This is a genomic window from Kocuria rosea subsp. polaris (assembly GCF_001483755.1).
Lineage (GTDB): Bacteria > Actinomycetota > Actinomycetes > Actinomycetales > Micrococcaceae > Kocuria > Kocuria cellulosilytica.
Genome location: NZ_LQBK01000021.1, coordinates 13,356 through 36,354, shown reverse-complemented (window position 1 = coordinate 36,354; position 22,999 = coordinate 13,356). Strand labels below are relative to the sequence as shown.

The following is a 22,999-nucleotide window of genomic DNA, read 5'->3' as shown; positions in this document are numbered from 1 at the left end:
CACAGACCCTCGCCAGGGCCCCGATCCGTCGGTAGGTTGGGCCCCACACCCGGGAGTGCCCGGCCGCCGAGGGCGCGCCGCGGCGGCCGGGACCGGCGCAAGGATGCACGGACGCCGGCGCGGACGAGCACGGGAGAAGGAGCAGCTGATGGGTCTGAGCAAGGGCACCAAGGTCACCTGGAACACCCCCCAGGGCACCACCGAGGGCACCGTGGTCGAGAAGAGGACCGAGGACTTCGAGTTCGACGGCCGCACGTACCGCGCGAGCACGGACGACCCGCACTACATCGTGGAGTCCGCCGACACCGGGGCCCGTGCGACCCACAAGGCGGACGCCCTGACCGAGGCGTGACGCCGCGGGCCGGGCACGGCGCTCAGTCGCGGACGCCGGGCGTGCCCCAGACGAACGGACCGGAGGACGGTCCGACCGGTTCGAGGTACTCGACGTCGGCCGCCGGGATCAGGGCGCCCGGGGTGTAGCCGTCGACCTCGCAGCGGACCAGCACGACCATCCCGAGCTCGACCGGCTCGTAGGGGGCGCACAGCACCGCCTCACCGGCGCGGAGGTCCAGGCCGGCACGGTCGGTGCGCATGCGGTACCGGGCGACGTGGGAGACGGTGATCGACGCGACCGGCTCGACGGCCGGACCCACGCCGATGCCCGGGAGGACGTCGAGGGCACCGGTGTCGTCGGGAACAGGGCTCAGTGCGGAAAGGCTCATGGCGGGGATCTCCAGTCGTGGAAGCGCACGGGGACCTGCTGAGGTCCCCGTGCCGGGCGGGGTGCTCGACCACGCTGTCCCTGTCCATGATAGAGATCCACGTCACACGGGGGAAGAGTCCTTCGCATCGGTCCAGGGACCGCGGCCCGTGGTGCACGGACGTTCAGGCAGCCGTGCCCGGGATCCGCTCAGCGGATCCCGGTGAGGCGGCCCGCCTGCTCCGCCCCGAGGTGGGCCTGGCGGCCGGCGCCGACGATGCCGGCCGCGTTGCGCAGCTGCGCGGGGGCCACGCGGGCGCGCAGCCGCAGGTGGGGCAGGAACTCCTGGTGCCGCTCGCTGATGCCCCCGCCGAGGACGATCAGGTCCGGAGAGATCAGGCGCTCGAGGTGGGACAGGTAGCGCTGGAGCCGGTCCGTGTAGGTCGGCCAGTCCAGCGCCTCCACCGTCCGGGCGGAGGCGCCGGCCCAGCCGTCCACGTCGCGGCCGTCCAGCCAGACGTGGCCGAACTCGCTGTTGGGGATCAGCTCCCCGTCCAGGAACAGCGCCGAGCCGATCCCGGTGCCCAGCGTGATCACCAGCACCGTGCCCCGGGCGTCCCGGGCGGCGCCGAAGCGCACCTCGGCCAGCCCGGCGGCGTCGGCGTCGTTGAGCACCGCGACCTGCCGCCCCAGCCCGGTGGCGAGCAGCTCCCGGGCGTCCGCGCCGATCCAGGAGTCGTCGAGGTGGGCGGCCGAGCGGGCGATGCCGTGGTCGATGATGGCCGGGACGCCCACGCCGACCCCGGTCAGGGGCCGGTCCAGCTCCGGTGCGTCCTCCAGCCCCGCCAGGACCCCGCGCAGGGCGGCCACCACTGCCGCCGGGGTCGCCGGCGCCGGCGTGGGCACCCGGCGGACGGGGCCGACGGTGGTGCCGCGGACCGGGTCCACGACCGCGTACTTGATGGTCGTCCCGCCGATGTCCACCCCGAGGCAGCGGGCGTCGTCGTCCCCGCCGGGAACGGGCAGGGGGACGGTCGGGGGCGTCCGGAAGGACGGCAGGGCACAGGTCATCGCACGGTCCTGGATCGAGGCGGGAGCGGCGCGCCCTCGCACGGGCGGCGCCTGGTCGAGTGTACAACCGGGCGGGGGCGGCAATTATTCTCCGGGCCCTGCTCCTCGGCCGGGGCGCCCCGGCCGGTCCCGGGATGCGCCCCGGTCGTGCTCGGCGCTGCAGGGCTCCGGGCCCCCGGCCGGACCGTCCGCGTGCAGATGGGCGCGCTCGCCGTCGTGGTCGAGCACGGTGAGGATCTCCACCGGCCCGCCCTGCGCCACGATGGCGTGCGGGACCATCGTGGAGAACTGCGCCGCCTGACCCGCCTCGACCACGATCACCCGCTCCCCCAGGTGCAGGCGGGCGGTCCCGGAGAGCACGGTGAACCAGTCCCGGCCGGGGTGCACCGCGAGCCGCTCCGGGGCGGGCGGGCGGCCCGGCAGGATGCGCATCTTGGCCACGGTCATCCCGTGCAGCGCCCGCTCGGTGGACAGCAACCACGTGGTCAGCCCCGGCGTGCTGCTGGGCTGCGGGCGGATCACGACGTCCTCGTCCTCGGGGGACTCGACGAGCTGGTCCAGCGAGGTGTCGAGCGCGCGGGCGATGGGCACCAGCTGGTCCAGGGCGATCCGGCGGTGCCCGGTCTCGAGTCGGCTCAGCGTGGACGGGCTGAGCCGGCACCGGGCCGCGAGCGCGTCCAGGGACCAGCCGCGCGCCAGCCGGAGGCCGCGGATGCGCCGGCGGATCACGGCGTCCAGGTCCAGTTCTTGCGTCATGAGCAAGATGCTATGTCGTGTACGCACAGTGCGTCTACCGTGGTGCTGTGGCCGGGAGTTCCCGGCCGGACGAGAGCGCAGGAAAGCCTGAGGTGTGCCATGAGCCCGGAACCGACCCATGACGTGGTGGTCGTCGGCGGCGGCGCCGCCGGCCTGAGTGCCGCCGTGGCCCTGGCGCGCTCGCGGCGCTCGGTGGTCGTGGTGGACGCCGGCGAACCGCGCAACGCCCCGGCCGCCGGCGCGCACAACCTCCTCGGCCGCGAGGGGATCTCGCCGCTGGAGCTGCTGGCCGCCGGCCGGCGCGAGGCGGAGCAGTACGGGGCGCCGATCGTGGCCGGCCGGGCCGTGACCGCCCGGGCCGGGGCGGACGGGTTCACGCTCGGCCTCGCGGGCGGCGGCGTGCTGCGGGCGCGGCGGCTGCTGCTCGCCACCGGGCTGGTCGACGAGCTCCCCGACGTGCCCGGGGTGGCCGAGCTGTGGGGGCGCAGCGTGCTGCACTGCCCCTACTGCCACGGCTGGGAGGTCCGCGGCCGGCGCATCGGGGTGCTCGGCGCGGTGCCCATGAGCATCCACCAGACGCTGCTGTTCCGGCAGCTCAGCGAGGACGTCACCTTCTTCCCGCACCGGATGCCGGATCCCGGCGCCGAGGCGTGGGAGCAGCTCGACGCCCTGGGGGTCCGGGTGGTCGAGGGACCCGTCCGGCGGCTGCGCCTCGAGGAGGGCGCGCTGCGCGCGGTGGTCCTCGACGACGGCCGGGAGGTCCCGGTGGACGCCGTGGTCGTGGCGCCCCGGTTCGTGGCCCGGGCGGAGCTCTACGAGCAGCTCGGCGGCACCCTGACCGACCACCCCGCCGGGACGCTGATCGCCACGGGTCCGATGGGCGCCACCGAGGTCCCCGGGGTGTGGGCGGCCGGCAACGCCGGTGATCTCTCGGCCATGGTCTCCTCCGCCGCGGGAGCGGGGCTCGGCGCGGCCGCGGCGATCAACGCGGATCTCGTGGCCGCGGACGCGGCCGCCGCCGTGCGGGCCCGGGCGGCCGTGTGACGTCGGCGGGGTCCGGCCGGACGCATCGGCCGGAGCCCGCCGCACCGTGGGACGGGATCAGCCCGCGAAGACCTCGGTGCGGAACGACATCTGCGGTCGCTCCTCGACGACCTCGAAGGTCAGCCACTCGGTGCTCTCGCGTCCGTGGCGGTCCGTGGCCGTCACCTCCGCGGTGTGCACGCCGGGCTCCAGGCCGGCCGGGAGCTCGAGCTGCCAGAGATGGGTCGTGCTCCGGGCGACGTGGTAGCCCGGCCGCGGGGCCGCCGGGCCGGCCTGGATCCCGTAGAAGGCCTGGAACCCCTGGGCGTCCTCGTTCCCGGAGGTGGACTCGAAGGCGTGGCGGGCGATCATCAGCTGGCGGGTGGCCGCGTAGGGGTCCGCCACCTCGGCGCCCTGGGCCTTCTCCTCGCCGGCGCCGGGCTGGGTGTGGGTGGCCTCCAGCGGCTCCCCGCCGTCGACGGAGATGGTCACGCGGGCCTCCCGGGTGCCGTTCCACACGTTGGCGGACAGCCGGGTGCCGCCCCGCAGGTCCTCGGCCGTGACCATGCCGGGGTCCCCGAGGTCGTTGACGTTCACCGGGGGCACGGCGTCCCAGTTGCCCAGGTTGGCCTCGCCCCACGCGGCGAGGGTGTTGTACCAGTCCCGCCAGTGCGGGGAGTTCACGGCCAGTCCCATCCGGTCCCCGTCCCGGCCGATCGCGTGGAAGTCCTCCCGGTAGCCGGTGCCGTGCACGTCGAGCGAGAACCAGCCGGGCGGGGCCCCGTCCCGCTGCAGCGCCATGGGCACGCCGTCGACGTCGAGATCGCCGATGTACCAGTCGCCGCTCGGGGCGCCGGCCACGATGTGGTGGAAGGGCAGCTCCTGGACGCCCGTCGACTCCTGCCACCCGGCCACAGCGGTGCCGGCCGTCATGTTCTCGACCGAGTGGGTGTGCCCGGAGAAGGAGATCGCCTCGCGGCCCTCGAGCAGGGCGTAGAGCTCGGTGACGTCGTCGGTCTGGTGCATGGTGCTGGAGGAGTCGGCGTAGGAGACCAGCGGCACGTGCGTGGCGACGACCACGAGCTTGTCCTCCGGCACCGTGGCGAGGTCCGCCTCGATCCAGGCCAGGGTCTCCTCGCCGAGGACACCGTTGTACTGGGGGTCGTTCTCCGGATCGGCGCACTGGCCGTGCCTGCCGTCGGCGTTCTCCTCGGGCCGGCACGGGTAGGAGAGGTTGTTCAGTCCGACGACGTGCATCTCGCCCACGTCGTAGGAGAAGTTCTCCGGGCCGACGTGCTGCTTGAAGGTGTCGAAGGACTCCTCGGGGTCCGTGGAGTCGATGTCGTAGTCGTGGTTGCCCGGTACCGCGCGGATCGGGGCTCCGGCGCCGGAGAGGATTTCCTTCAGCCGCGGGTACAGCCCCAGGTCGCCGCCGGCCAGGTCGCCCAGCAGGAGCAGGCCGCAGTCCTCCAGGTCCTGGCGCGCGGCGAGGTCCCGCACCAGCCCGGTGCGGGCGAAGCCGATCTCCTGGTGGGAGTAGGTCTGCACGTCGCCCAGGAACCCGCAGGTCTGGTCCCGGCGAGCGCTGTCCTCGTTGCGCGCCAGGGGGAAGTTCAGGGCGTCGGGGGCCTCCCCCGTGGCGGCCAGACCGCCGAACCGCAGGTCCTGGGCGGTGCCCTCGGGCTCGTGGTGGTAGTGGAACCGGGCGAAGTTCGTCTCGTCGACCGGGGTGTCCCAGCCGGCGGGCTTGGTGACGAACACGGTCTGCCCCTCGGCCAGCGGCAGCTCCCAGTACCCCTGGCGGTCGGTGCGCACCACGTCCAGGCCGTTGGACACGGCGACGTCCTCCAGGCCCTCCTCGTGCTCCTGCCGGACGCTGTCCCTGTTGCTGTCGTCGAACACGTGGCCGCTGATCCGCCCGGCGGAACCGTCGGCGTCCGCACCGTCGCGCAGCACCTGCGGTCCGCCCACGTAGGAAATGGGGTCGACGTCGTCTGCCTGCCCCTGGGGCTCCTCCCGGCCGTGGCCCACCCCCGGGGACGGGTGCTCCGCGACCGCAGGAACCGGATCGGCGGGGAGCCGGGGAAGGACTGTTGCGGCTGCCGGTGCCAGCACGACCACGACGGCGGTGCCGGACAGCAGAAGTCGGCGCAGGGCGATGGCTGGCATGGTGCCGCCTCCGGGATCGGTCGGTCACGTGCGGTCCAGACTAGAAGAGATCCCGCAGAACATGCCCGGAAGAACATAAACCCACGTCAACATGACGCGACGGCCGTTCGCCCCGTGCTGGAACACCGCACGGGCCCGGACCGGCGGCGGAGGGGCCGACGGCCGCCGTCCGGGACGCCCGTGGGAAGAGGGGCCCTAGGCTGGGTGCAGCCCACCAGATCGTTCCACCGGCGAGGAGCCCCGTGCACCGCATTCCCGACGCAGTCGACACCCCGGACGTCCTGATCGACCGGGACGTGCTCCAGCACAACATCGAGCGGATGGCCGCGGCCGTGCGCGAGCGGGGGCTGCACCTGCGCCCGCACGCCAAGACGCACAAGGTCCCGCAGATCGCGGCGCTGCAGCTCGCCGCGGGCGCGGCCGGGCTGACCGTGGCCACGCTCGGGGAGGCCGAAGTGTTCGCCGCGCACGGGGCCGGCGACCTGTTCGTGGCGTACCCGCTGTGGGTCGGCCCGCGCCAGGCGGATCGTCTGCGCCGGTTGAGCGCCACCGCCCGGATCAGTGTGGGGACGGACTCGGCCGAGGCGGCCGCCGTCATGGGCGAGCAGCTGGGGGACGCCGCGGGGGACGTCGCCGTGCTCGTGGAGGTCGACAGCGGCCACCACCGCAGCGGGGTCCACCCGGACGCCGCCGCGGACGTCGCCCGCGCCGCGGCCCGGGCCGGGCTGCGCGTCGAGGGCGTCTTCACCTTTCCCGGCCACAGCTACGCCCCGGGCATGCCGGTCGAGGCCGCCGCGCAGGAGCAGCGGGCCCTGGACCGGGCCTCCGGGCAGCTGGAGGCCGCGGGGTTCGAGGTGCTGCGCCGCAGCGGCGGGTCCACGCCCAGCGCGCTGCTGACCGACAGCACCGCCGCCACGGAGGTGCGGCCGGGGGTCTACGTCTTCGGCGACGCCCAGCAGCTGGAGCTCGGCCGGTGCGCCCCGGAGGACATCGCCCTGACCGTGGCCGCGACCGTGGTCAGCCGGCACGAGGGCGGCACTGCGAGCAGCGCCGGGGGCGGTGGCGAGGACGACGTGCCGCGGCGGGTCGTCCTCGACGCCGGCAGCAAGGTCCTCGGCAGCGACCGCCCGGCCTGGGCCACCGGGTACGGGCGGCTGATGGACCACCCGGACGCCCGGATCACGGCCCTGTCCGAGCACCACGCCACCGTCGTCTGGCCCGAGGACGCCCCGCTGCCCGCCCTCGGCGAGCGCCTGCGGGTGATCCCCAACCACGTGTGCCTCACCATGAACCTCGTCGACGACGTGGCCGTGGTGCGCGGCGGGACGCTGCTGGAGCGCTGGACCGTGGCCGCGCGGGGCAAGAACTCCTGACCCCGCCGCCGCCGGCGTGCCATCCCCGACGCGCCGGACCGGTGAGCCGTGTCAGGCGGCGGGCAGCCCTGTCAGCTGGGCGGCGGCGGCGGAGCGGGCGCACCCTTCGGCGGGGCGATCTTGGGGAACACCCGGGAAGGGCTCGCCGCCTGGGCCGCCGCGGTCTCCTCGCCGGCCGCATTCCCAGGCCAGGCGCGGCCGGGGGACGGGTCCCAGTGTGCGTCGACCACCTTGCGCTGCACGAGCACGGCCAGTGCGAGCAGGCCGAAGCCGATGAGCGCGATGAGCACGATGCCGCCGACGGACCCGATCTTGGCGGCGGAGCCCACGGCGATGCCGAACCACCCGAAGTCGGCGTCCCCGAAGGTGGTGTTCTCGGAGCCGAAGGTCCCCAGGACCGAGAGCAGGAACGCGGGCAGGAACGTGATGATCAGGCCGTTGACGAACCCGCCGGCGAGGGCGCCACGGCGCCCGCCGGTGGCGTTGCCGTAGACACCGGCCGCGCCGCCGGTGAAGAAGTGCGGCACCAGGCCGGGCAGGATCAGCGCGATGCCGAGGGCGGGGTTGAGCCACACGGACAGCACGAGGAGCCCGATCAGCCCGCCCACGAAACTGGAGATGAAGCCCAGGAGCACGGCGTTCTGCGCGTACGGGAAGACGATGGGCGCGTCGAGGGCCGGGATGGCGCCGGGGACGACCTTCGCGGCGATGCCCTGGAAGGCCGGGACGAGCTCGCCGAGGATGGTGCGCACGCCGAAGAGGATGACGGCCACGGCCACGCCGAACTGCAGGCCCTGGGTGATGGACATCATGATGTAATTGCCCACGCCGGTGGCGCCGCCGTCGAACGCGGTGAAGGCCTCCTCGGTGCCGGCTCGGACCAGGAAGAGCACGGCGAGGACCACGTACATCAGCGCCATGGACAGCGCGGTGGCCACCATGGAGTCGCGCAGGAAGCGCAGGCCCTCCGGCAGCTTCGTGTCCTCGGTGGACCGGCTCTTCTTGCCCACCACCTGCCCGACGGCGCCGGCGGCGATGTACCCGGCGGTCCCGAAGTGGCCGATGGCCACGCTGTCGTCGCCGGTGATCCGGCGGGTCCACGGGTGGGCGAGCGCCGGGAGCGAGACCATCAGGATGCCCAGGAGCAGGGCGCCCAGCGACACGGTCACCCAGGCGTCGTAGCCGGCGGTGGCCAGGATGATGGTCAGCATCGTAGCCATGAACAGGACGTGGTGGCCGGTGAGGAAGACGTAGCGCAGCGGGGTGAAGCGGGCGAGCACCAGGCTGACGGCGAAGCCGAGGATCATCAGCCAGGCGACCTGGGCGCCGTACTCGGCCTGGGCGATCCCGGCGATGGCCTCGTTGGTGGGGATCACGCCCTGGGCGCCGGTGGCGCCCAGGATCATGGCGCCCAAGGGCTCCAGGGAGGCCACCACGAGGGTGGCCCCGGCGCCGATCAGGAGGAAGCCCAGCGTCGCTTTGATGGCGCCGCCGATGATCTGGCCGGTGCTCTTGCGCAGGGCGGCCAGGCCCACGGCGGTGATGATGCCGATCAGGAACGCCGGGACGGCGAGGATCTCGCTGACCAGGAACTCGGGAATGCTGACGAGCCAGTTCACGGGGTGCCTGCCTTCAGACGTCGTAGAGCTCGCGCAGGGCGGCGTCGAGCTCGGAGGTGCTGGTGAAGTTCTCGATCACCTTCACGGGGACGCCGACGTCCCCGAGGGTGCGGGCGATTTCCCCGGAGGTGAGGATCAGGTCGGTCTCCTTGGCCTTGCCGCGCGCGGAGATGGTGTCAGTGGCCTCGACCGTGAGGTACTTGCTCCAGCCCCAGCGGTCGAGCACCTGCTCCAGGGTGTTCTTCAGGAACAGGCTGGTGCCGAGGCCGTTGCCGCACACGGTCAGGATCTTGTTGCGGCTGTCCGGGCCGCCCCCGTTCCGCTCCCCCGCCGGTTCGACGGCGGGCGCCTCCGCCGTCGAGTCGTGGGTGGGCGCCTCCGCCGTCGAGTCCCGGGCGGGCGCCGCCGGGGCCTCCTGGGTCAGCACGGCGAGCACCTCCTCGGGCGTCGCGGCGGTGTCCAGGGCGGTCCGGGTCTCCGGCGAGCCCAGCAGCGTGGCCAGCGTGCGCATGGCCTGCAGGTGATCCTTCTTGTCCTTCGCGGAGAGGGCGACGACGAGGGTCACGGGGTCGTTCGCCGCGTGCCCGAACTCCACGGGCTGGGCGAGCCGGACCCAGGACATGGCCGTGCGGTGCACGGCCTCCGAGGGCCGGGCGTGGGCGAAGGCGAAGCCCGGCGCCACCACGATGTAGGGCCCCTTCTCCTCGACGCTCGTGATCATGGCCTGGGTGTACTCGGCGGTGATGGCGCCCTGCCGCTCGAGCACCTGACCGGCCAGGGCGATGGCGGTGCGCCAGTCCCCGGCCGCTTCGTCCAGACAGATGGATTCGAGGTCCAACAAGCGGCTGATCTCAGACATGAAACATATCGTAGCGTACTTGACATACTACACAGTAGTTATCTTTGTAGATCTTCCATGGACGATATACGTCGTTCGCGCTCGCCCGAGGCATGTGCCCCGATCGGGATCTGGCAGGCTGGCAGTGGCACCTGCTCCACCGGCAGGAGGCCACCGGAAGCGCCTCCGCGCCCACGCCACGCCTCGTCCTGTCCCAGGAGCCGCCATGAGCATCCCGTCCCAGTCGTGCCCGGAGACCGCCGCGCACCGCACCGCCCGCCGGTCCCCGCAGCCCCACTCCGTCCGGGGCCGCTGAGATGACCTCGCGCACTTTGACGCCGCGCGCCCTGCCGTGGGTCGTCGTCGGCATCGTGCTCGTCGCGCTGAGCCTGCGCGGGCCGATCATCGCCCCGACGCCGGTGATCACGCAGATCCAGTCCGAGCTGGGTCTCTCGGCGGCGACCGCGGGCCTGCTCACGGGCCTGCCGGTGCTGCTCTTCGCCCTGGTCACCCCGCTGGCCTCCAAGCTGATCGGACGCTTCGGGCCCGAGGCTGCCGTCCTGGCGTGCCTGAGCGGCGTGCTGGCCGGGACCGTGATCCGCTCGGCGGGCCCCACCGCGGTGGTCCTGGCCGGCGCCGTGGTCATCGGCGCCGCGATCGCCGTGGGCAACATCGTGGTCCCGGTGATCATCCGCCGCGACGTCCCTTGGCGCCGGATCCCCACGGTGACCGCCGCCTACACCGCCGCCCTCAACGTCGGGTCCATGATCACCGCCCTGGGCACCGCACCGCTGGCTGCGGCGGTCGGCTGGCGCTGGGCCCTGGTCGCCTGGGGCACCCTGACCGTGGTGGCCCTGGTCTTCTGGCTGGTCGTGGCGCGCCGCCGGACCGGCGCACCCCCCGCGGCCCCCACCCCCACCGAACCCAGCACGGCCACCGGAGCGCTGAGGCAGGCCCGGGGCGCCGCCCAGATCCGGCGCGTCGGCTGGTGGCTGACGTTCGCCTTCTGCGGGCAGGCCTTCTCCTACTACTCCATCACCGCCTGGCTGCCCACCCTGCTGGCCGACACCCGGGGGCTGAGCCTGGCCGCCTCCGGAGCCAGCGCTTCCCTGTTCCAGGTCGCCGCCATCGCCGGCGCCCTGGGGGTGCCCCTGCTGGCCGACCGGGCCCCGGCGTGGACGCCGGTGGTCCTCGTCGGAGGGCTGTGGATCGCGCTGCCCGTCGGGCTGCTGCTCGCCCCCGACGGCTATCTCCTGTGGTCCGCTGTCGGCGGCATCGCCCAGGGCGGGGGCTTCACCACGATCTTCTCCATCGTCGCGCGCATCGTGCGCTCCGACGCCGAGGCCGCGGGGACCTCCGCCCGCATCCAGGGCAGCGGGTACCTGGCCGCGACCGTCGGTCCACCCCTGATCGGCGCACTGAACTCCGGCACCGGGGGCTGGACCGTCCCCCTGCTGGTCGTCCTCGGTGCCACGGTGGCGTTCCTGGCCGGCGGCCTCCTGGCCGTCCGGGAGTCCCAGGACCGTTCCCGGTAGGGGTGCGCCCCGTCCTCGGGCTCCTCGACGGGGCGCGCGGAGCCGCAGGACCTGTCGGCAGGACCCGTGCGCGGGACGGCCGCGGCGCCGAGCACGCCGGCCGACGCACACCTTCGCGGGAATTAGGGCAGGGATGTGTCAGCTAATCCGGATCGACCTGCTACAGTTCCCTCCACCACCAGGTAAGGCTCACCTCACCTGCCCCCATCCGCCCGACCGAAGGCCCCGCGCATGACCCGTGGCACGACGCCTCCCGCCGTGGCGCTCGCCCCCCTCCCCCCGGAGACCGCACCGGCTGCGGGCCTCGACAGCGACCTCGTGCTCGCGGGCCGCCGTGGGGTCCTCTTCGCGCGGCGGGACCGGACGCTGCCCGCCGCCCCGATCACCGGCAGCGGCATCGAGGCGGCGCTGGCCCGCCTGGGCGAGGCCACCTGCGAGGCGTTCGACTCCGGCGCCCGCCGCGCCACGGGGCCGGTGCTGTGCGGAACCGTCCCCTTCGACCCGGACGAGCCGGCCGACCTGTTCCTCGCCGAGCGGCCCGTCTGGTCACCCCGGCCGGCGCCGGAGTCCTCGGTGCCCCTGGTCCGGCAGCTCGCACCCTCCGTCCCGGCGCCGGACGCGGACCACCGCGAGGCGCTCGCCGAGGCCCTCGACCGGATCGGCCGCGGCGCCGCGCAGCACCTGGTGCTGGCCCGCGCCCTGGACCTGGAGCTGCCCGCCCCCGTGGACCTGGACCGGCTGTGGGAGGAGCTCGTGGCCCGCGCCGCGGGCGGCCACGCCTTCCTGGTGCGGCCCCGGGACGGCGGCGCAGTCCTCGGAGCGGGCCCGGAGCTCACGGCCGAGGTGGGCCCGGTCGGTTTCGCCGCCCACCCCCACACCGGCTGCGCCGCGCGCCACCCCACGGTCTCGGGCGACGCGGCCGCTCAGCAGTCCCTGCTGCGCTCCCCCGCCGCGCGCCGGCGGCACCAGCACGTCGTCGAGCACCTGGCCCGCGGCCTGGCACCGTACGCCGCGTCGCTGCACGTGCCTGCGCAGCCCAGCGTGCTGGGCACCGACGCCGCCTGGCATCTCGCGACCCGCCTCACCGGCCGGCTGCACCGGGGCACCAGTGCGCTGCACGCCGCGGTGGCGCTGCACCGTGCTGCCGTCGGCACCCCGGGCCGGGAGGCCATGTCCCTGATCCGTGAGCTCGAGCCGCGCCCCCGCGGCGCCTTCGCGGGGCTCGTGGGCTGGACCGACGCCGCGGGGCACGGCCAGTGGGTGCCGGTGCTGCGCAGCGTCCACCTGCACGGCACGCTGGCCCGGCTGCACGCCGCCGCGGAGCTGGACGCGACCTCCACCGTGGACGGCGCCGTGGCCGAGACCGCCGCGAACTTCGGCACCGTGCGCGCGGCTCTTGCGGCCGCCGGCGCCCGGGAGCGGGACGGCCTGTGCGCCGGTGTGCCGGACGCCGCCTGACCGCTCACGCCCGCGACGCCGCACAGCCCGTCCGACCGGGGCCTGAGCTCAGTCGAGCTCCACCACGGTGACGGGCAGGGGCAGGGACTCCGCGGTGAACGTGGTCTGCTCGGAGAACGGCACGCCCGCCTCGTCCCGCCCGAAGCACAGGGCCAGCACCTCCCCCGCGTCGGCACCGGCCATCAGGGTCCAGTGCTGGCCGACGGCGTCCACGGCGTGGGCCTGGTGGTCGAGGTCCGCCTCCCCCTCGACGTCGGTGAAGCGGGCGCGGTAGGCCTCGAGCTCCTCGGGGGTCTGCAGCACCCCGGCGGAGACGACCGCCTCCTCGTCGCCGGTGACCGAGGGAGCCACGGGGTAGGCGATGCGGAACGGCGGCTCGAGCACCTCCAGCAGCTCCCGGGCGGGGGTGGCGTCGTCGCCCCGGAGCCAGAGCCGGCCCGTCCCGTCGGCGAAACCCGCGTACTCCTCGTCGTTGGGGTAGAAGCAGAGGAAGCCCGATCCCGGGATGCGCGCGGCCAGCCCGCTGAGGTCCGCGGCGTGCTCCACGGTCAGGAAGCGGGTGAGGGGCTCCAGCGGCAGGGGTTCCACGGGCGTTGTCTCCTAGCGGTGCGGCGGGTCGGTCCGGGAACGGCCTGGTGACCGCTCCCGGACGCTCTACGCTACGCCGCCGCCGCCCGGCCGCTGACCGGGCACGCCAGGCCGGGCACGCCGGGCCGCGTCAGGCGGCCTGGTAGGTGAGGCAGTCGGCCTCGTCGGCGCCCGCACCGATCTTCACGTCGTGGGCGGTGCACATCAGGTGCTCGTTGTGCACGCACTCCCCGCGCTGGCACGCGCCCACTTCCGCGTGCACGGTGGGCAGACCGCCGTCGGGGCCCAGCGAGATGAACGTGCCGCAGTGCGCGTGGCCGGCGCTGCCGGTCACGGTGATCGCGTGGGCCGTGCACTCGTGGTCGTGGTTGAACGAGCACTGGCCCACGGTGCAGTCGGAGACGGGAGCGAACTCGGTGGTGGCCATGACTTCTCCTCCAGGAGGATCTCCGGGCCGGTGCCTGTTGCCCCGACCAGGTCGGACCCTTCCAGGATGCGCCTCACCTGGGACAATGGATAGCGAATTTTTCCGTGCCGCAATTGCCGTGGACGCGCCGGTGGTCAGTCCGCGGCGATCCGGGCCAGCGGGATGACGTGCGGGCGGCCGCTGACCGGCTCGGGAACGACCTGCGCCCGCAGGCCGAAGACCTCGGCGAGCAGCTCCGCCGTCACGACCTCCTCGGGCGTGCCCCGGGCGACGACGCGCCCGCCGGCCATGGCCACGATGTGGTCGGAGAAGCGGGCGGCCAGGGAGATGTCGTGCAGCACCATGACCACGGTCCGGCCCAGGTCCCGGTTGAGCCGGTGGACGAGCTCGAGGATCTCCACCTGGTGGGCCAGGTCCAGGTACGTGGTGGGCTCGTCCAGGAGCACGATCTCGGTGTCCTGCACGAGCGTCATCGAGATCCAGGCGCGCTGGCGCTGTCCGCCGGAGAGCTCGTCGACCGGGGTCCCGGCGAGCTCGGCGATGCCGGTGGCCTCCAGCGCCCGGTGCACGGCGTCCTCGTCGGCGTGCGAGAACTGCTGGTACCAGCGCTGCCGCGGGTGGCGTCCGCGGGAGACGAGGTCGGCCACGGTGAGGCCCTCCGGGGCCGTGGGTCCCTGGGGCAGGACGGCCAGCCGCTGGGCGATCCGCCGGGTGGAGAGCCGGTCGAGCGGTTCGCCGTCGAGGGTCACGGTGCCGCCGAGCGGGCGCAGCAGGCGCGCCATCCCCCGCAGCAGGGTGGACTTGCCGCACCCGTTGGGGCCGAGGACCGTGGTGACGCGGCCCTCCGGGACGGCCAGGGACAGGCGCTCGACGACGGGCCTCCCGTCGTAGCCCAGCGTCAGGTCCCGGGCCTCCAGCCGGGCGGTGGCGGGCAGGGGGCTCATGCAGTCCTCCGTTGGGATCGCAGGACGAGGTGGATGAGGTACGGGGCGCCCAGCACGGCCGTGGCGACGCCGACCGGCAGGGGCACCGCCAGCAGGTGGGCGGCGGCGGTGTCGGCGACCAGCACGAACAGCGCCCCGACCAGGACCGAGACGGCCACGGGCGGCACCGGGGCCCGCGTGAGCAGACGGGCGATCTGCGGTGAGGCCAGCGCCACGAACACCAGCGGACCGCCGACCACGGTGGCGACCGAGGCCAGCAGCACGGCCAGACTCAGGGCCACCACCCGCACCCGCCCCAGCCGCAGCCCCAGGCCCACCGCGGTGTCCTCGTGCAGGGACGAGAGGAGCAGCCACCGGCCGGACAGCACCGCCGCGCCGACCAGGGCGGCCGCGACGCCCGCCATGGGGCGCACCAGGGTCCAGTCCTTGCCGTTGAGCGAGCCCGTCATCCAGGTCAGGGCCTGGGCGGCGCTGGTGACGTCGCCCAGGGTGAGCATCCAGGTGGTCAGCGCGGTGGTGAACCCGGAGACCCCCAGGCCCACCAGGATCAGCCGGTAGCTGTCGACCCCGTGCCGGTAGGCCAGCAGGTAGACGGCCACGCCGCTGACCGTGCCGGCGGCGAAGGCCGCGGCGGGCATGCCCACGGTCGCGGCCGCGCCGCTGAGTCCGGCCGCCCCGCCCTGCCCGAGGATCAGCACGGCGACCGCGCCCGCCGAGGCCCCGGAGGTCACACCGAGGATGTCGGGGCTGGCCAGCGGATTGCGGGCGACCGTCTGGGTGATGGCACCCGCCGCGGCCAGGCACGCGCCCACGAGCACGGCGGCCACCGTGCGCGGGGCGCGGAACTCGACCACCGCCAGCTGGACGGCGGCGTCCGGCGCCCGGCCGGCGAGCGCGGCGAGGACCTGCGGGTACGGGATGGGGGTGCCGCCCACGGCCACGTGGAGGGCCGCGGCCGCGGCCACCAGGACCACCAGCACGGCCGAGACCGCCAGCGCCCGGGGGTGCACCCGCACGGAGACGGGCCCGGCGCGCAGCGCCCGGACGGAGCGGAACGGTCCCGGCGGCGGGGCCCCCGGAGCGGCGGGCGGCGTGCGGGCCCGGGTCGGGGCGGCGGGGGACGAGGTCATGCGGTGGCCGGCTTCCGGCGGCGGGCGAGATGGACGAAGAACGGTGCGCCGACGGCGGCCAGCACCACCCCGACCGACAGCTCCCCCGGCCGGGCGACGACCCGGCCGGCGGTGTCGGCCAGCAGCAGCACGGCCGCCCCGGCCAGCGCACCGGCGGGGACGAGCCACCGGTAGTCCGTGCCCATCACGGCACGGGCCACGTGCGGGACCACGAGCCCGGCGAAGGCGATCGGCCCGGCCAGGGTCACGGCTGCACCGGCGAGCAGCGTGATCGCCGCGATCCCGGTGATCCGGGCCCGCAGCACGGAGACCCCGAGGCCGCGGGCGACGTCCTCGCCCAGGGAGAGGCTGTTCAGCGCGCCGACGTTGGCCGCGGTCAGGGCGAGCCCCAGGGCCAGGAAGGGCCAGAGCACCTCGAGGGAGCCGTTGCGGACCGCGACGGAGCCCACCTGCCAGAAGCGCAGGGTGTCCAGGGCCTGGTCGTCCAGCAGGACGATGGCCGAGACCAGCCCGGTGCACAGGGCGGAGACGGCCGCCCCGGCCAGCACCAGGGTGATGGGCGTGGCCCCGTGCCGGGCGGCGGAGCCGATGAGGAAGACCACCACCACGGCCGCCAGGGCCCCGCCGAAGGCCAGCAGCGCCTGGGTCAGCGGGGCCACGGCGCCGGCCGCGGCGGTCACGCCGACGATCGCCAGGGCGGCGCCCTGGTTGATGCCCAGCAGGCCGGGGTCGGCGATCGGATTGCGCGTGTGGCCCTGCACCAGCACCCCCGCCAGGCCGAGACAGGTCCCCACCACCACGGCGGTGACGGTGCGCGGCCAGCGCAGTTCGCGGATGGTCACGTCCATGACGGTGCCCGTGGGGGTGAGCACGGCGTGCCAGGCCTCGGCCGGGGTGGAGGGCCGCCCGCCCACGCACACGCTCAGCACCACGGCGCCCAGAGCCACCGCGAGCAGCACGGCCAGCCACTGCCCCCGGCGCAGCACCGGGGCACGTGGGGGCCGGGTTGCCGGGGACAGGGCCATGCCACCTCGATTACGTCAGGGATGTGTGAGCTAATGCCGAGCGGACTGCTACAGTCTGCCACAGTGAGGTGAGGCTCACCTCACCTGCCGCCCGATCCGCCCGACCGAAGGCCCTCCCCATGACCCCTGGAAAGACCCTCCCCGCCGCCGTTCTCGGCCTGTCCCTGCTCGCCCTCACGGCGTGCGGCGGCACCGAGCCTGCCGCCGGCCCTGCGACCGGGTCCCCGGCGCCGGCCTCGGCCGGGACCGGCGACACGGCCGCCGGATATCCCCTGACGATGACCCACGCGATGGGCGAGACCGTCATCGAGGAGGAGCCCCGGCGCGTGGTCGCGCTGGATCCCAGCTACGTCGACGCGGCGCTGCTGCTCGACGCGGAGCTGGTCGGCTACGCCGAGTACCGGCAGGACCCGGAGGACCCGTTCGCCGACTACCTGGGGGACGTCTCGGCGGAGACGGCCGGCGCCGTGAACGTCGGCACGATCGCCGAGCCGGACCTGGAGCAGATCGCGGGGCTCGGCCCGGACCTCATCGTCTCGGCCAAGGTCCGCCAGGAGGCCCTGTACCCGCAGCTGGAGAAGATCGCCCCCACGGTCTTCTCCGAGTCCACCGGGCCGACGTGGAAGGAGAACGTGGTCCTCCTCGGAGAGGCCCTGGGCAAGCAGGAGCAGGCCGAGCAGGAGGTCGCCGACTACGAGGCGCGCGCCGCCGCGGTGGGCGAGGCGATCCTGGCGCAGGACCCCGACGCCACGTACTCGCTGCTGCGCTTCGCGGGCGAGGACACCGCACGCCTGTACTCCTCGGACTCCTTCATCGGCGAGATCATGGCCGACATGGGCATCCCCCGCCCGGACGGGGCGCCCGACACGACCGAGAGCATCTTCGTGCCCCTGTCCCAGGAGCAGATCCTCGAGGCGGACGCGGACCTGGTCATGGTGAGCACCTGGGCGCCGGACGGCGCCGAGGGCGAGGCCTCCCGGGAGCAGGAGGAGCGCTTCACGACCAACCCGCTCTGGGAGCGGCTCGAGGGCGAGGTCCTGCCGGTCGACGACGAGACCTTCGTGGCCTCCGTGAGCATCCAGGGCGCCCACGCCGTGATCACGCAGCTGGCCGAGCACTACGGCGTGGACCCGCAGCTGCCCTGACCCGGCCACCGCTCGGTCGCGACCGGACGACGGCCGGGGTGCGCCGACCCTCGCCGCCCGGAGAAGCTTCATGGAATCTTGAGGATTCCGCGAGGTCACCGCCAAACGCGGACGACACCCTGAAGACAGATCGGCCCCGAAGAGGGCCGGCTCGATCAGGGGGGAGTCATGAGCGCGATGCCACGAGCGGAGAAGACCGATCCAGCGGGACCGGGAGAGGCCCTGATCCGGCCCACCCGCCGGCTGGTGGGCATCGACGCGGCCCGGGGCCTGGCGCTGGTCGGGCTGATGGCCATCCACATCCTGCCGTCCTGGAACGAGGAGACCGGGGAGGCCAGCTTCACCTGGCGGGTGTTCTCCGGGGACTCCGCGGCCCTGTTCGCCCTGCTGGCCGGGGTCGGGCTGGCCCTGACCTCCGGGGGACGCCACCCGCACACGGGGAAGGCGATGACCGCCGACCGGATCGGCCTGGCCGTGCGTGCCGTGCTGATCGCGGCCGTGGGACTGTGGATCGGCACCCTGATGCCCGAGGACCCGCCCGCCTACAACATCCTGATCTACTACGGGGTGTTCTTCCTGCTGGCGATCCCGTTCCTGCACGCGGGCCCGAAGGCGCTCTTCGGCTCCGCGGCGGTCTTCGGGCTCGTGTCCCCGCTGCTGATGCAGGGCCTGCTCGACCAGCTGCCCGCCTGGAGCTCCTACAACCCCACCCTGACCACCCTCGTCACCGAGCCGGGCGCCACGGCCTCCCAGCTGCTGCTCACCGGGTCCTACCCGGCCCTGCCGTACCTGACCTATCTGCTGGTCGGCATGGGGCTCGGGCGGCTGAACCTGCGCAAGCAGGAGGTCCAGATCCGGCTGCTGGTCACCGGCATCGGGGTGGCAATCTTCGCCCAGGCCACCTCCTACTTCCTGCTCTACGCCTTCGGCGGCTACCAGCGGCTGCTGGACGCCTCGGCGATGGGCGAGGAGGAACTGGCCGAGGTCCTGATCTGGGGCCCGGACTCCCTGCCCACCTCCACGGTGTGGTGGCTGGCGATCGCCACCCCGCACACCAACACCCCGCTGGCGATCGCGGCCAGCCTGGGCGTGAGCCTGGCCGTGCTGGGCGCCTTCCTGCTGATCGCCCGCAAGACCGAGGCCTGGCTGCTGCCGCTGGCGGCGATGGGGGTCATGACCCTGACCCTCTACACCGCCCACCTGGTGGCCCTGTCCTTCGAGGCCCACTACGACCAGCCCTACCTCTGGTACGTCATCCACCTGGCGGTCGCGGCGCTGTTCGCGGTGGCCTGGCACCGGGCTCTCGGCCAGGGCCCCCTGGAGCGGGTGATCGGCCTGTCCGTGAAAGGCACCCGCCGGCTCGTGCTCGGCGGGACCTCCGGGACCTCGCGCCGGTAGGAGCCGCTGCACCGCACGGGCCGTGCCCGCCGCCGCTGGTCGACGAGTGGTGGGGCACGGCCCGTCGTCGTGCCCAGGCGTCGTCGTGCTCGGGTCCCGGGGCCTCGGCGCCCCGGGAGGAGGCTCAGCCGGTGGGCCGGTTCCGGGGCAGCCGGATCCGGAAGCTGGCCCCGTGCCCGGGACCGTCGCTGGTGGCCTCCAGGGTCCCGCCCTGGGCCTCGACCAGTGCCTTGCTGATCGCCAGTCCCAGCCCCGAGCCGCTGCGGTGGGCCTCCCGGCCGGTGTTCGCGCGGTAGAAGCGCTCGAAGACGTGCGGGAGGTTCGCGGCGCTGATGCCCTCCCCGGAGTCGGTGACGGTGTAGGTGACCGCCTCCGGGGAGTGGTCGGTGCGCAGCACGATGGTGCCCCCCGGCGGGGTGTGCCGCAGGGCGTTCTCCAGCAGGTTGCTCAGCACCTGGCCCATCCGCTCCGGGTCCAGCGGCACCGGGGTCACCTCCGGGCCGGTGCTCACCGAGGTGATCGACACGCCCTTGCCGACGGCATCGGGCTCGATGGCCGCGACCGCCTGGTCCGCCAGGTGCTGCGGGTCCTGGGGCGTGAGCTGGAGCCGGGTCGTGCCCTCCTCGGCGGCCGTGAGCTGGCGGATGTCGCGGGCCAGTCGCTCCAGCCGGGTGATCTGGGCGTGCAGGATCCCGATGGTGTGCTCGTCGAGTTCCACCACCCCGTCCTCGACGCCCTCCAGGTGTCCCTTGAGGCTGGCCAGCGGGGTGCGCATCTCGTGCGCGAGGTCGGCCAGCATCTGGCGGCGGGTGGTGTCCACGGAGGCGAGCCTGGCGGCCATCTCGTTGAAGGAGGAGGCCAGGGAGTCGAACTCCGGTCCCAGTTTCGCCGAGGCCACGCGCACCTCGTAGTTGCCCGAGGCCACTTCCTGGGCGGCGGTGCTGAAGGAGTCCAGGGACCGTCTGATGGTGCGGTAGAGGTAATAGGTGAGCAGCCCGGCGATGTAGAGCGCCGGCAGCCCGCCGATGGCCAGCGCGGTGAGGCTCACCGAGCGGAAGGCGTCGTCCAGGTGCACCAGCCCGGTGGCCTCGTCGGCGTGACCGGCCTCGATGAGCTCGTGGTAGAACATGGTCGGCCCGATCAGCACCGCGGCGACCACCACGATCACCAGCCCCACCAGCAGCACCGCGGTCTGGGCCAGCATCAGCCGCACGGTCAGCGGCCCCCAGGCCCGGGCGCGGCCGGTGGCGGTGGTGCTCATCGCCCGGCGCCCATCCGGTAGCCGATGCCGCGCACGGTGTGGATGAACCTCGGGCTGGCGGCCTCGTCGCCGAGCTTCTTGCGGATCCGCCCGATGTGCACGTCCACCAGGTGAGGATCCCCGGTCCAGGCGGTGTCCCAGACCAGCTCCACCAGCTGCCGGCGCGAGAGCACCAGCTGCGGGCGGGCGGCCAGCGCCGCCAGCAGATCGAACTCGATCCTCGTCAGCGCCACCGGCTCCCCGGCCAGGCGGACCTCGCGGGAGTCCTCGTCCACCACCAGGTCACCGATCACCAGCTCCTGCCCCGGCGTGGGGGGTGGCCCGGGAGCAGGCTGCGTGCGGGCCCGGCGCAGCATGGCCTGCACCCGGGCCACGAGCTCGCGCGGGCTGAAGGGCTTGGTCACGTAGTCGTCGGCGCCCACGGACAGCCCCACGATCTTGTCGACCTCGTCGTCCCGGGCGGTGAGCATCAGCACGTGGCAGTCCGAGAAGGTCCGCACCTGGCGGCACACCTCGATCCCGTCGACCCCGGGCAGCCCGAGGTCCAGGACCAGCACGTCGGGGCGGAACTCCCGCACCGCGGCCACGGCCTCGGATCCGTCGTGGCGCACCGCAACCTCCAGTCCCGCCTTGCGGAGGTAGCCCGCGATCAGCTGCGCCAGGTCGACCTCGTCGTCGACCACCAGCACGCGACCGGTCGGAAGTGCGGACATGGTGACTCCTTCGTCGGGATGCCGCTCCGGGCCGGGCGGCCGGGCACAGCGTCAGTCGTGGACCGGTTCGCCGGTGATCCGGTGGTCGGTGTGGTTGACGATCTCGCGGATCAGACGGACCAGGTGGCCGTCGGGCACGGAGTAGATCACGTGCCGGCCGGAGCGGTGCGTCTCGACCATCCCGGACAGCCGCAGCTTGGCCAGGTGCTGACTCACCGCGGTGCGGGGCGCCCCCGTGGCCCGGGTCAGTTCGGTGACGCTGCGAGCGCCGTGGGTGAGCAACCACAGCAGGTGCAGACGGGTCGGCTCGGCCAGCATCCGCAGCGTCGCGGTGGCCGCCGCCAGGTGCTCCGGGGCCGGGGCCACCTCGTGCCGCAGGGAGGCGGCACCCGTGGTGCTCTCAGACGTGGTGTTCACGGGCCCCATCCTCCCCCACCACGCTGGTGCGCGGTGGGCACCGCGGCCAGGAGGCGATCGCCGCCCCGGCCCCGAGCGCGGCGATCAGGGTCAGCACGGCCGCCGACCAGCCGAGTCCCGCGGACGCGCCGACCCACCCGGCCACCGGGTAGGTGAGGATGAAGCAGGCGTGGGAGAGCGAGAACTGGGCGGTGAACACGTAGGGGCGGGTGGCCTCGTCCGAGGCGTCCCGCAGCAGCCGCGCCGAGGGGGTGAGCACCGCCGAGGTGGCCGCCCCCAGCAGCAGCCACAGGCCGAGCAGGACCCACCACCCGGTGTCCTCGCCGGCCCGGAAGGACAGCAGCGTGGTCACCAGCATCACCGGAGGGACGGCGCCGGCACCGGTGAGCATCACCGCTCGGTTGCCGAAGCGATCGAGCGCCGCGGGAGCGCAGAGCGCCACCACCATGGAACCGACGCCGAAGGCCGCCAGGGCGAGCGCCAGGTCCGTTCCGGGACGGCCCAGTGCCTCGCGGACGTAGACCACCGTGTTCACCAGCACCAGGGCGGTCGGGGCGGCCACCGCGAGGTCCAGGGCCAGCAGGGAGCGCAGCCGGGGCGTGCCCCAGAAGATCCGGGTTCCCAGGGTGGTCCGGCGCCACAGGGAGCCCTGGTCCCCGGGGCCCGCGGCTCGTGCCGGCAGCGCCGCGGAGAGCACCAGCGCGGCGGAGGCGGCGAACCCGGCCGCGGTGCCCAGGAACAGGTCGTGGTAGCCGAGCACGCTCAGTGCCACGGCGGCCAGCGCCGGGCTGACCAGGGCCTCCAGGTCGTGGGCGAGCCGCGAGAGGGACAGCGCGCTCGTGTAGTCGCGCTCTCGCGGCAGGACCGCCGGGATCACCGACTGGAACGCCGGGGTGAAGGTGGCCGAGGCCGCCTGCAGCACGAACACCACCAGGTAGATCTGCCACACCTCGGTGATCAGCGGCAGGCACAGGGCCATCGCCGCCCGCACGACGTCGGCGCCGACCAGCACCGGTTTCACGGGCAGACGGGCCACCACGGCGTTGACCACGGGGGCCACCGCCACGTAGGCGATCATCTTGATCGCCAGTGCCGTGCCCAGCACCGCCCCGGCGCGGGCTCCGGCCAGGTCGAAGGCCAGCAGGCCCAGCGCCACGGTCAGCAGCCCGGTGCCGAGCAGGGCCACCACCTGGGCGGTGAACAGCCGCCGGTAGACCTGGTGTCCCAGAACGCCCAGCATGCCGCCTCCTCATGTGCACATGTACGCCACCGTGCACCTGTACTCTAGCAGTGCGGAACGCCCGGGAGGCCCCGGCCCTGCAGACGACGACGGCGGTGCAGCAGTCCGGAGGCGACCGCCTCGGCATCCGTGGCCGGCACGCCGCCGGTGCCGCCGTCGTCACCCCGAC

General features: G+C 74.1%; 22 protein-coding genes. 7 read left to right on the top strand and 15 right to left on the bottom strand.

All coding sequences use genetic code 11. The annotated features are described in order from the left end of the window. Window positions 1-148: 148 nt before the first annotated feature. Window positions 149-352, top strand: coding sequence for a hypervirulence associated TUDOR domain-containing protein (locus AVL61_RS10230; RefSeq protein ID WP_058874229.1), 204 nt, complete (start codon window positions 149-151; stop codon window positions 350-352). A 22-nt stretch (window positions 353-374) separates the two neighbouring features. Here AVL61_RS10230 and AVL61_RS10225 read toward each other — a convergent pair whose 3' ends face one another. The 3 genes from AVL61_RS10225 to AVL61_RS10215 form a co-directional block, all read right to left on the bottom strand. Beyond that, entirely contained in the window at window positions 375-722 is a 348-nt protein-coding gene (locus AVL61_RS10225) for a hypothetical protein (protein ID WP_058874228.1), read from the bottom strand. Window positions 723-910: 188 nt separating this feature from the next. Continuing rightward, entirely contained in the window at window positions 911-1,771 is an 861-nt protein-coding gene (gene ppgK / locus AVL61_RS10220) for a polyphosphate--glucose phosphotransferase (protein ID WP_082697075.1), read from the bottom strand. 84 nt (window positions 1,772-1,855) lie between these two features. Continuing rightward, window positions 1,856-2,527: an XRE family transcriptional regulator gene (locus tag AVL61_RS10215; protein WP_231738370.1), complete on the bottom strand. Its 672-nt coding sequence runs from the start codon at window positions 2,525-2,527 to the stop codon at window positions 1,856-1,858. A 99-nt stretch (window positions 2,528-2,626) separates the two neighbouring features. On the opposite strand from AVL61_RS10215, the gene AVL61_RS10210 reads away from it, so the two are divergent. Further along, window positions 2,627-3,571, top strand: coding sequence for an NAD(P)/FAD-dependent oxidoreductase (locus AVL61_RS10210; protein WP_058874227.1), 945 nt, complete (start codon window positions 2,627-2,629; stop codon window positions 3,569-3,571). Window positions 3,572-3,628: 57 nt separating this feature from the next. Here AVL61_RS10210 and AVL61_RS10205 read toward each other — a convergent pair whose 3' ends face one another. Continuing rightward, window positions 3,629-5,719, bottom strand: coding sequence for a calcineurin-like phosphoesterase C-terminal domain-containing protein (locus AVL61_RS10205; protein ID WP_082697074.1), 2,091 nt, complete (start codon window positions 5,717-5,719; stop codon window positions 3,629-3,631). Window positions 5,720-5,961: 242 nt separating this feature from the next. Between AVL61_RS10205 and AVL61_RS10200 the strand changes: the two genes are divergently transcribed. Further along, window positions 5,962-7,092, top strand: a complete 1,131-nt coding sequence (locus AVL61_RS10200; protein ID WP_058874225.1) for an alanine racemase — start codon at window positions 5,962-5,964, stop codon at window positions 7,090-7,092. A 71-nt stretch (window positions 7,093-7,163) separates the two neighbouring features. On the opposite strand, the gene AVL61_RS10195 is transcribed toward AVL61_RS10200, so the two are convergent. Beyond that, the gene (locus AVL61_RS10195; RefSeq protein WP_058874224.1) at window positions 7,164-8,711 is read right to left on the bottom strand and encodes a PTS ascorbate transporter subunit IIC; all 1,548 of its coding nucleotides are present in this window, start codon (window positions 8,709-8,711) and stop codon (window positions 7,164-7,166) included. Between the two features lie 13 nt (window positions 8,712-8,724). Next, window positions 8,725-9,570 (bottom strand): PTS sugar transporter subunit IIAB, encoded by an 846-nt coding sequence (locus AVL61_RS10190; RefSeq protein WP_058874223.1) that lies wholly within the window; start codon window positions 9,568-9,570, stop codon window positions 8,725-8,727. Between the two features lie 296 nt (window positions 9,571-9,866). On the opposite strand from AVL61_RS10190, the gene AVL61_RS10185 reads away from it, so the two are divergent. Together AVL61_RS10185 and AVL61_RS18610 are read left to right on the top strand one after the other, a co-directional pair. Next, the gene (locus AVL61_RS10185) at window positions 9,867-11,084 is read left to right on the top strand and encodes an MFS transporter (RefSeq protein ID WP_058874222.1); all 1,218 of its coding nucleotides are present in this window, start codon (window positions 9,867-9,869) and stop codon (window positions 11,082-11,084) included. Between the two features lie 231 nt (window positions 11,085-11,315). Beyond that, entirely contained in the window at window positions 11,316-12,542 is a 1,227-nt protein-coding gene (locus tag AVL61_RS18610; RefSeq protein WP_082697073.1) for a chorismate-binding protein, read from the top strand. Window positions 12,543-12,590: 48 nt separating this feature from the next. Here the strand turns inward: AVL61_RS18610 and AVL61_RS10175 are convergent, their stop codons facing one another. The 5 genes from AVL61_RS10175 to AVL61_RS10155 all read right to left on the bottom strand — a co-directional run bounded on the left by AVL61_RS10175 (window position 12,591) and on the right by AVL61_RS10155 (window position 16,656). Continuing rightward, window positions 12,591-13,130, bottom strand: a complete 540-nt coding sequence (locus AVL61_RS10175) for a hypothetical protein (protein WP_058874220.1) — start codon at window positions 13,128-13,130, stop codon at window positions 12,591-12,593. Window positions 13,131-13,260: 130 nt separating this feature from the next. Then, entirely contained in the window at window positions 13,261-13,557 is a 297-nt protein-coding gene (locus AVL61_RS10170) for a DUF1540 domain-containing protein (RefSeq protein WP_058874219.1), read from the bottom strand. Between the two features lie 134 nt (window positions 13,558-13,691). Beyond that, window positions 13,692-14,501 carry an ABC transporter ATP-binding protein gene (locus AVL61_RS10165; RefSeq protein WP_058874218.1) on the bottom strand — a complete coding sequence of 270 codons (810 nt, stop codon included), beginning with the start codon at window positions 14,499-14,501 and terminating at the stop codon, window positions 13,692-13,694. Then, window positions 14,498-15,631: a FecCD family ABC transporter permease gene (locus AVL61_RS10160; protein WP_082697072.1), complete on the bottom strand. Its 1,134-nt coding sequence runs from the start codon at window positions 15,629-15,631 to the stop codon at window positions 14,498-14,500. The genes AVL61_RS10165 and AVL61_RS10160 overlap by 4 nt, the downstream gene beginning before the upstream one ends. Further along, the gene (locus tag AVL61_RS10155) at window positions 15,628-16,656 is read right to left on the bottom strand and encodes a FecCD family ABC transporter permease (RefSeq protein ID WP_058874217.1); all 1,029 of its coding nucleotides are present in this window, start codon (window positions 16,654-16,656) and stop codon (window positions 15,628-15,630) included. The genes AVL61_RS10160 and AVL61_RS10155 overlap by 4 nt, the downstream gene beginning before the upstream one ends. A 119-nt stretch (window positions 16,657-16,775) precedes the next feature. Between AVL61_RS10155 and AVL61_RS10150 the strand changes: the two genes are divergently transcribed. Then, entirely contained in the window at window positions 16,776-17,801 is a 1,026-nt protein-coding gene (locus AVL61_RS10150; protein WP_058874216.1) for an ABC transporter substrate-binding protein, read from the top strand. A gap of 168 nt (window positions 17,802-17,969) precedes the next feature. Continuing rightward, a complete protein-coding gene (locus AVL61_RS10145; protein WP_231738369.1) occupies window positions 17,970-19,199 on the top strand; it encodes a heparan-alpha-glucosaminide N-acetyltransferase domain-containing protein in 1,230 nt (409 codons plus the stop codon). Window positions 19,200-19,323: 124 nt separating this feature from the next. Here AVL61_RS10145 and AVL61_RS10140 read toward each other — a convergent pair whose 3' ends face one another. From AVL61_RS10140 to AVL61_RS10125, 4 genes are read right to left on the bottom strand one after another with little or no spacing between them, the layout of a single operon-like run. Continuing rightward, the gene (locus AVL61_RS10140; protein WP_231738368.1) at window positions 19,324-20,460 is read right to left on the bottom strand and encodes a sensor histidine kinase; all 1,137 of its coding nucleotides are present in this window, start codon (window positions 20,458-20,460) and stop codon (window positions 19,324-19,326) included. Then, window positions 20,457-21,173, bottom strand: coding sequence for a response regulator transcription factor (locus AVL61_RS10135; RefSeq protein WP_058874214.1), 717 nt, complete (start codon window positions 21,171-21,173; stop codon window positions 20,457-20,459). Before AVL61_RS10135 ends, AVL61_RS10140 begins: the two co-directional genes overlap by 4 nt. A 51-nt stretch (window positions 21,174-21,224) precedes the next feature. Next, window positions 21,225-21,590, bottom strand: coding sequence for an ArsR/SmtB family transcription factor (locus AVL61_RS10130; RefSeq protein WP_231738367.1), 366 nt, complete (start codon window positions 21,588-21,590; stop codon window positions 21,225-21,227). After that, window positions 21,574-22,830: an MFS transporter gene (locus AVL61_RS10125; RefSeq protein WP_058874213.1), complete on the bottom strand. Its 1,257-nt coding sequence runs from the start codon at window positions 22,828-22,830 to the stop codon at window positions 21,574-21,576. The genes AVL61_RS10130 and AVL61_RS10125 overlap by 17 nt, the downstream gene beginning before the upstream one ends. Window positions 22,831-22,999 lie beyond the last annotated feature (169 nt).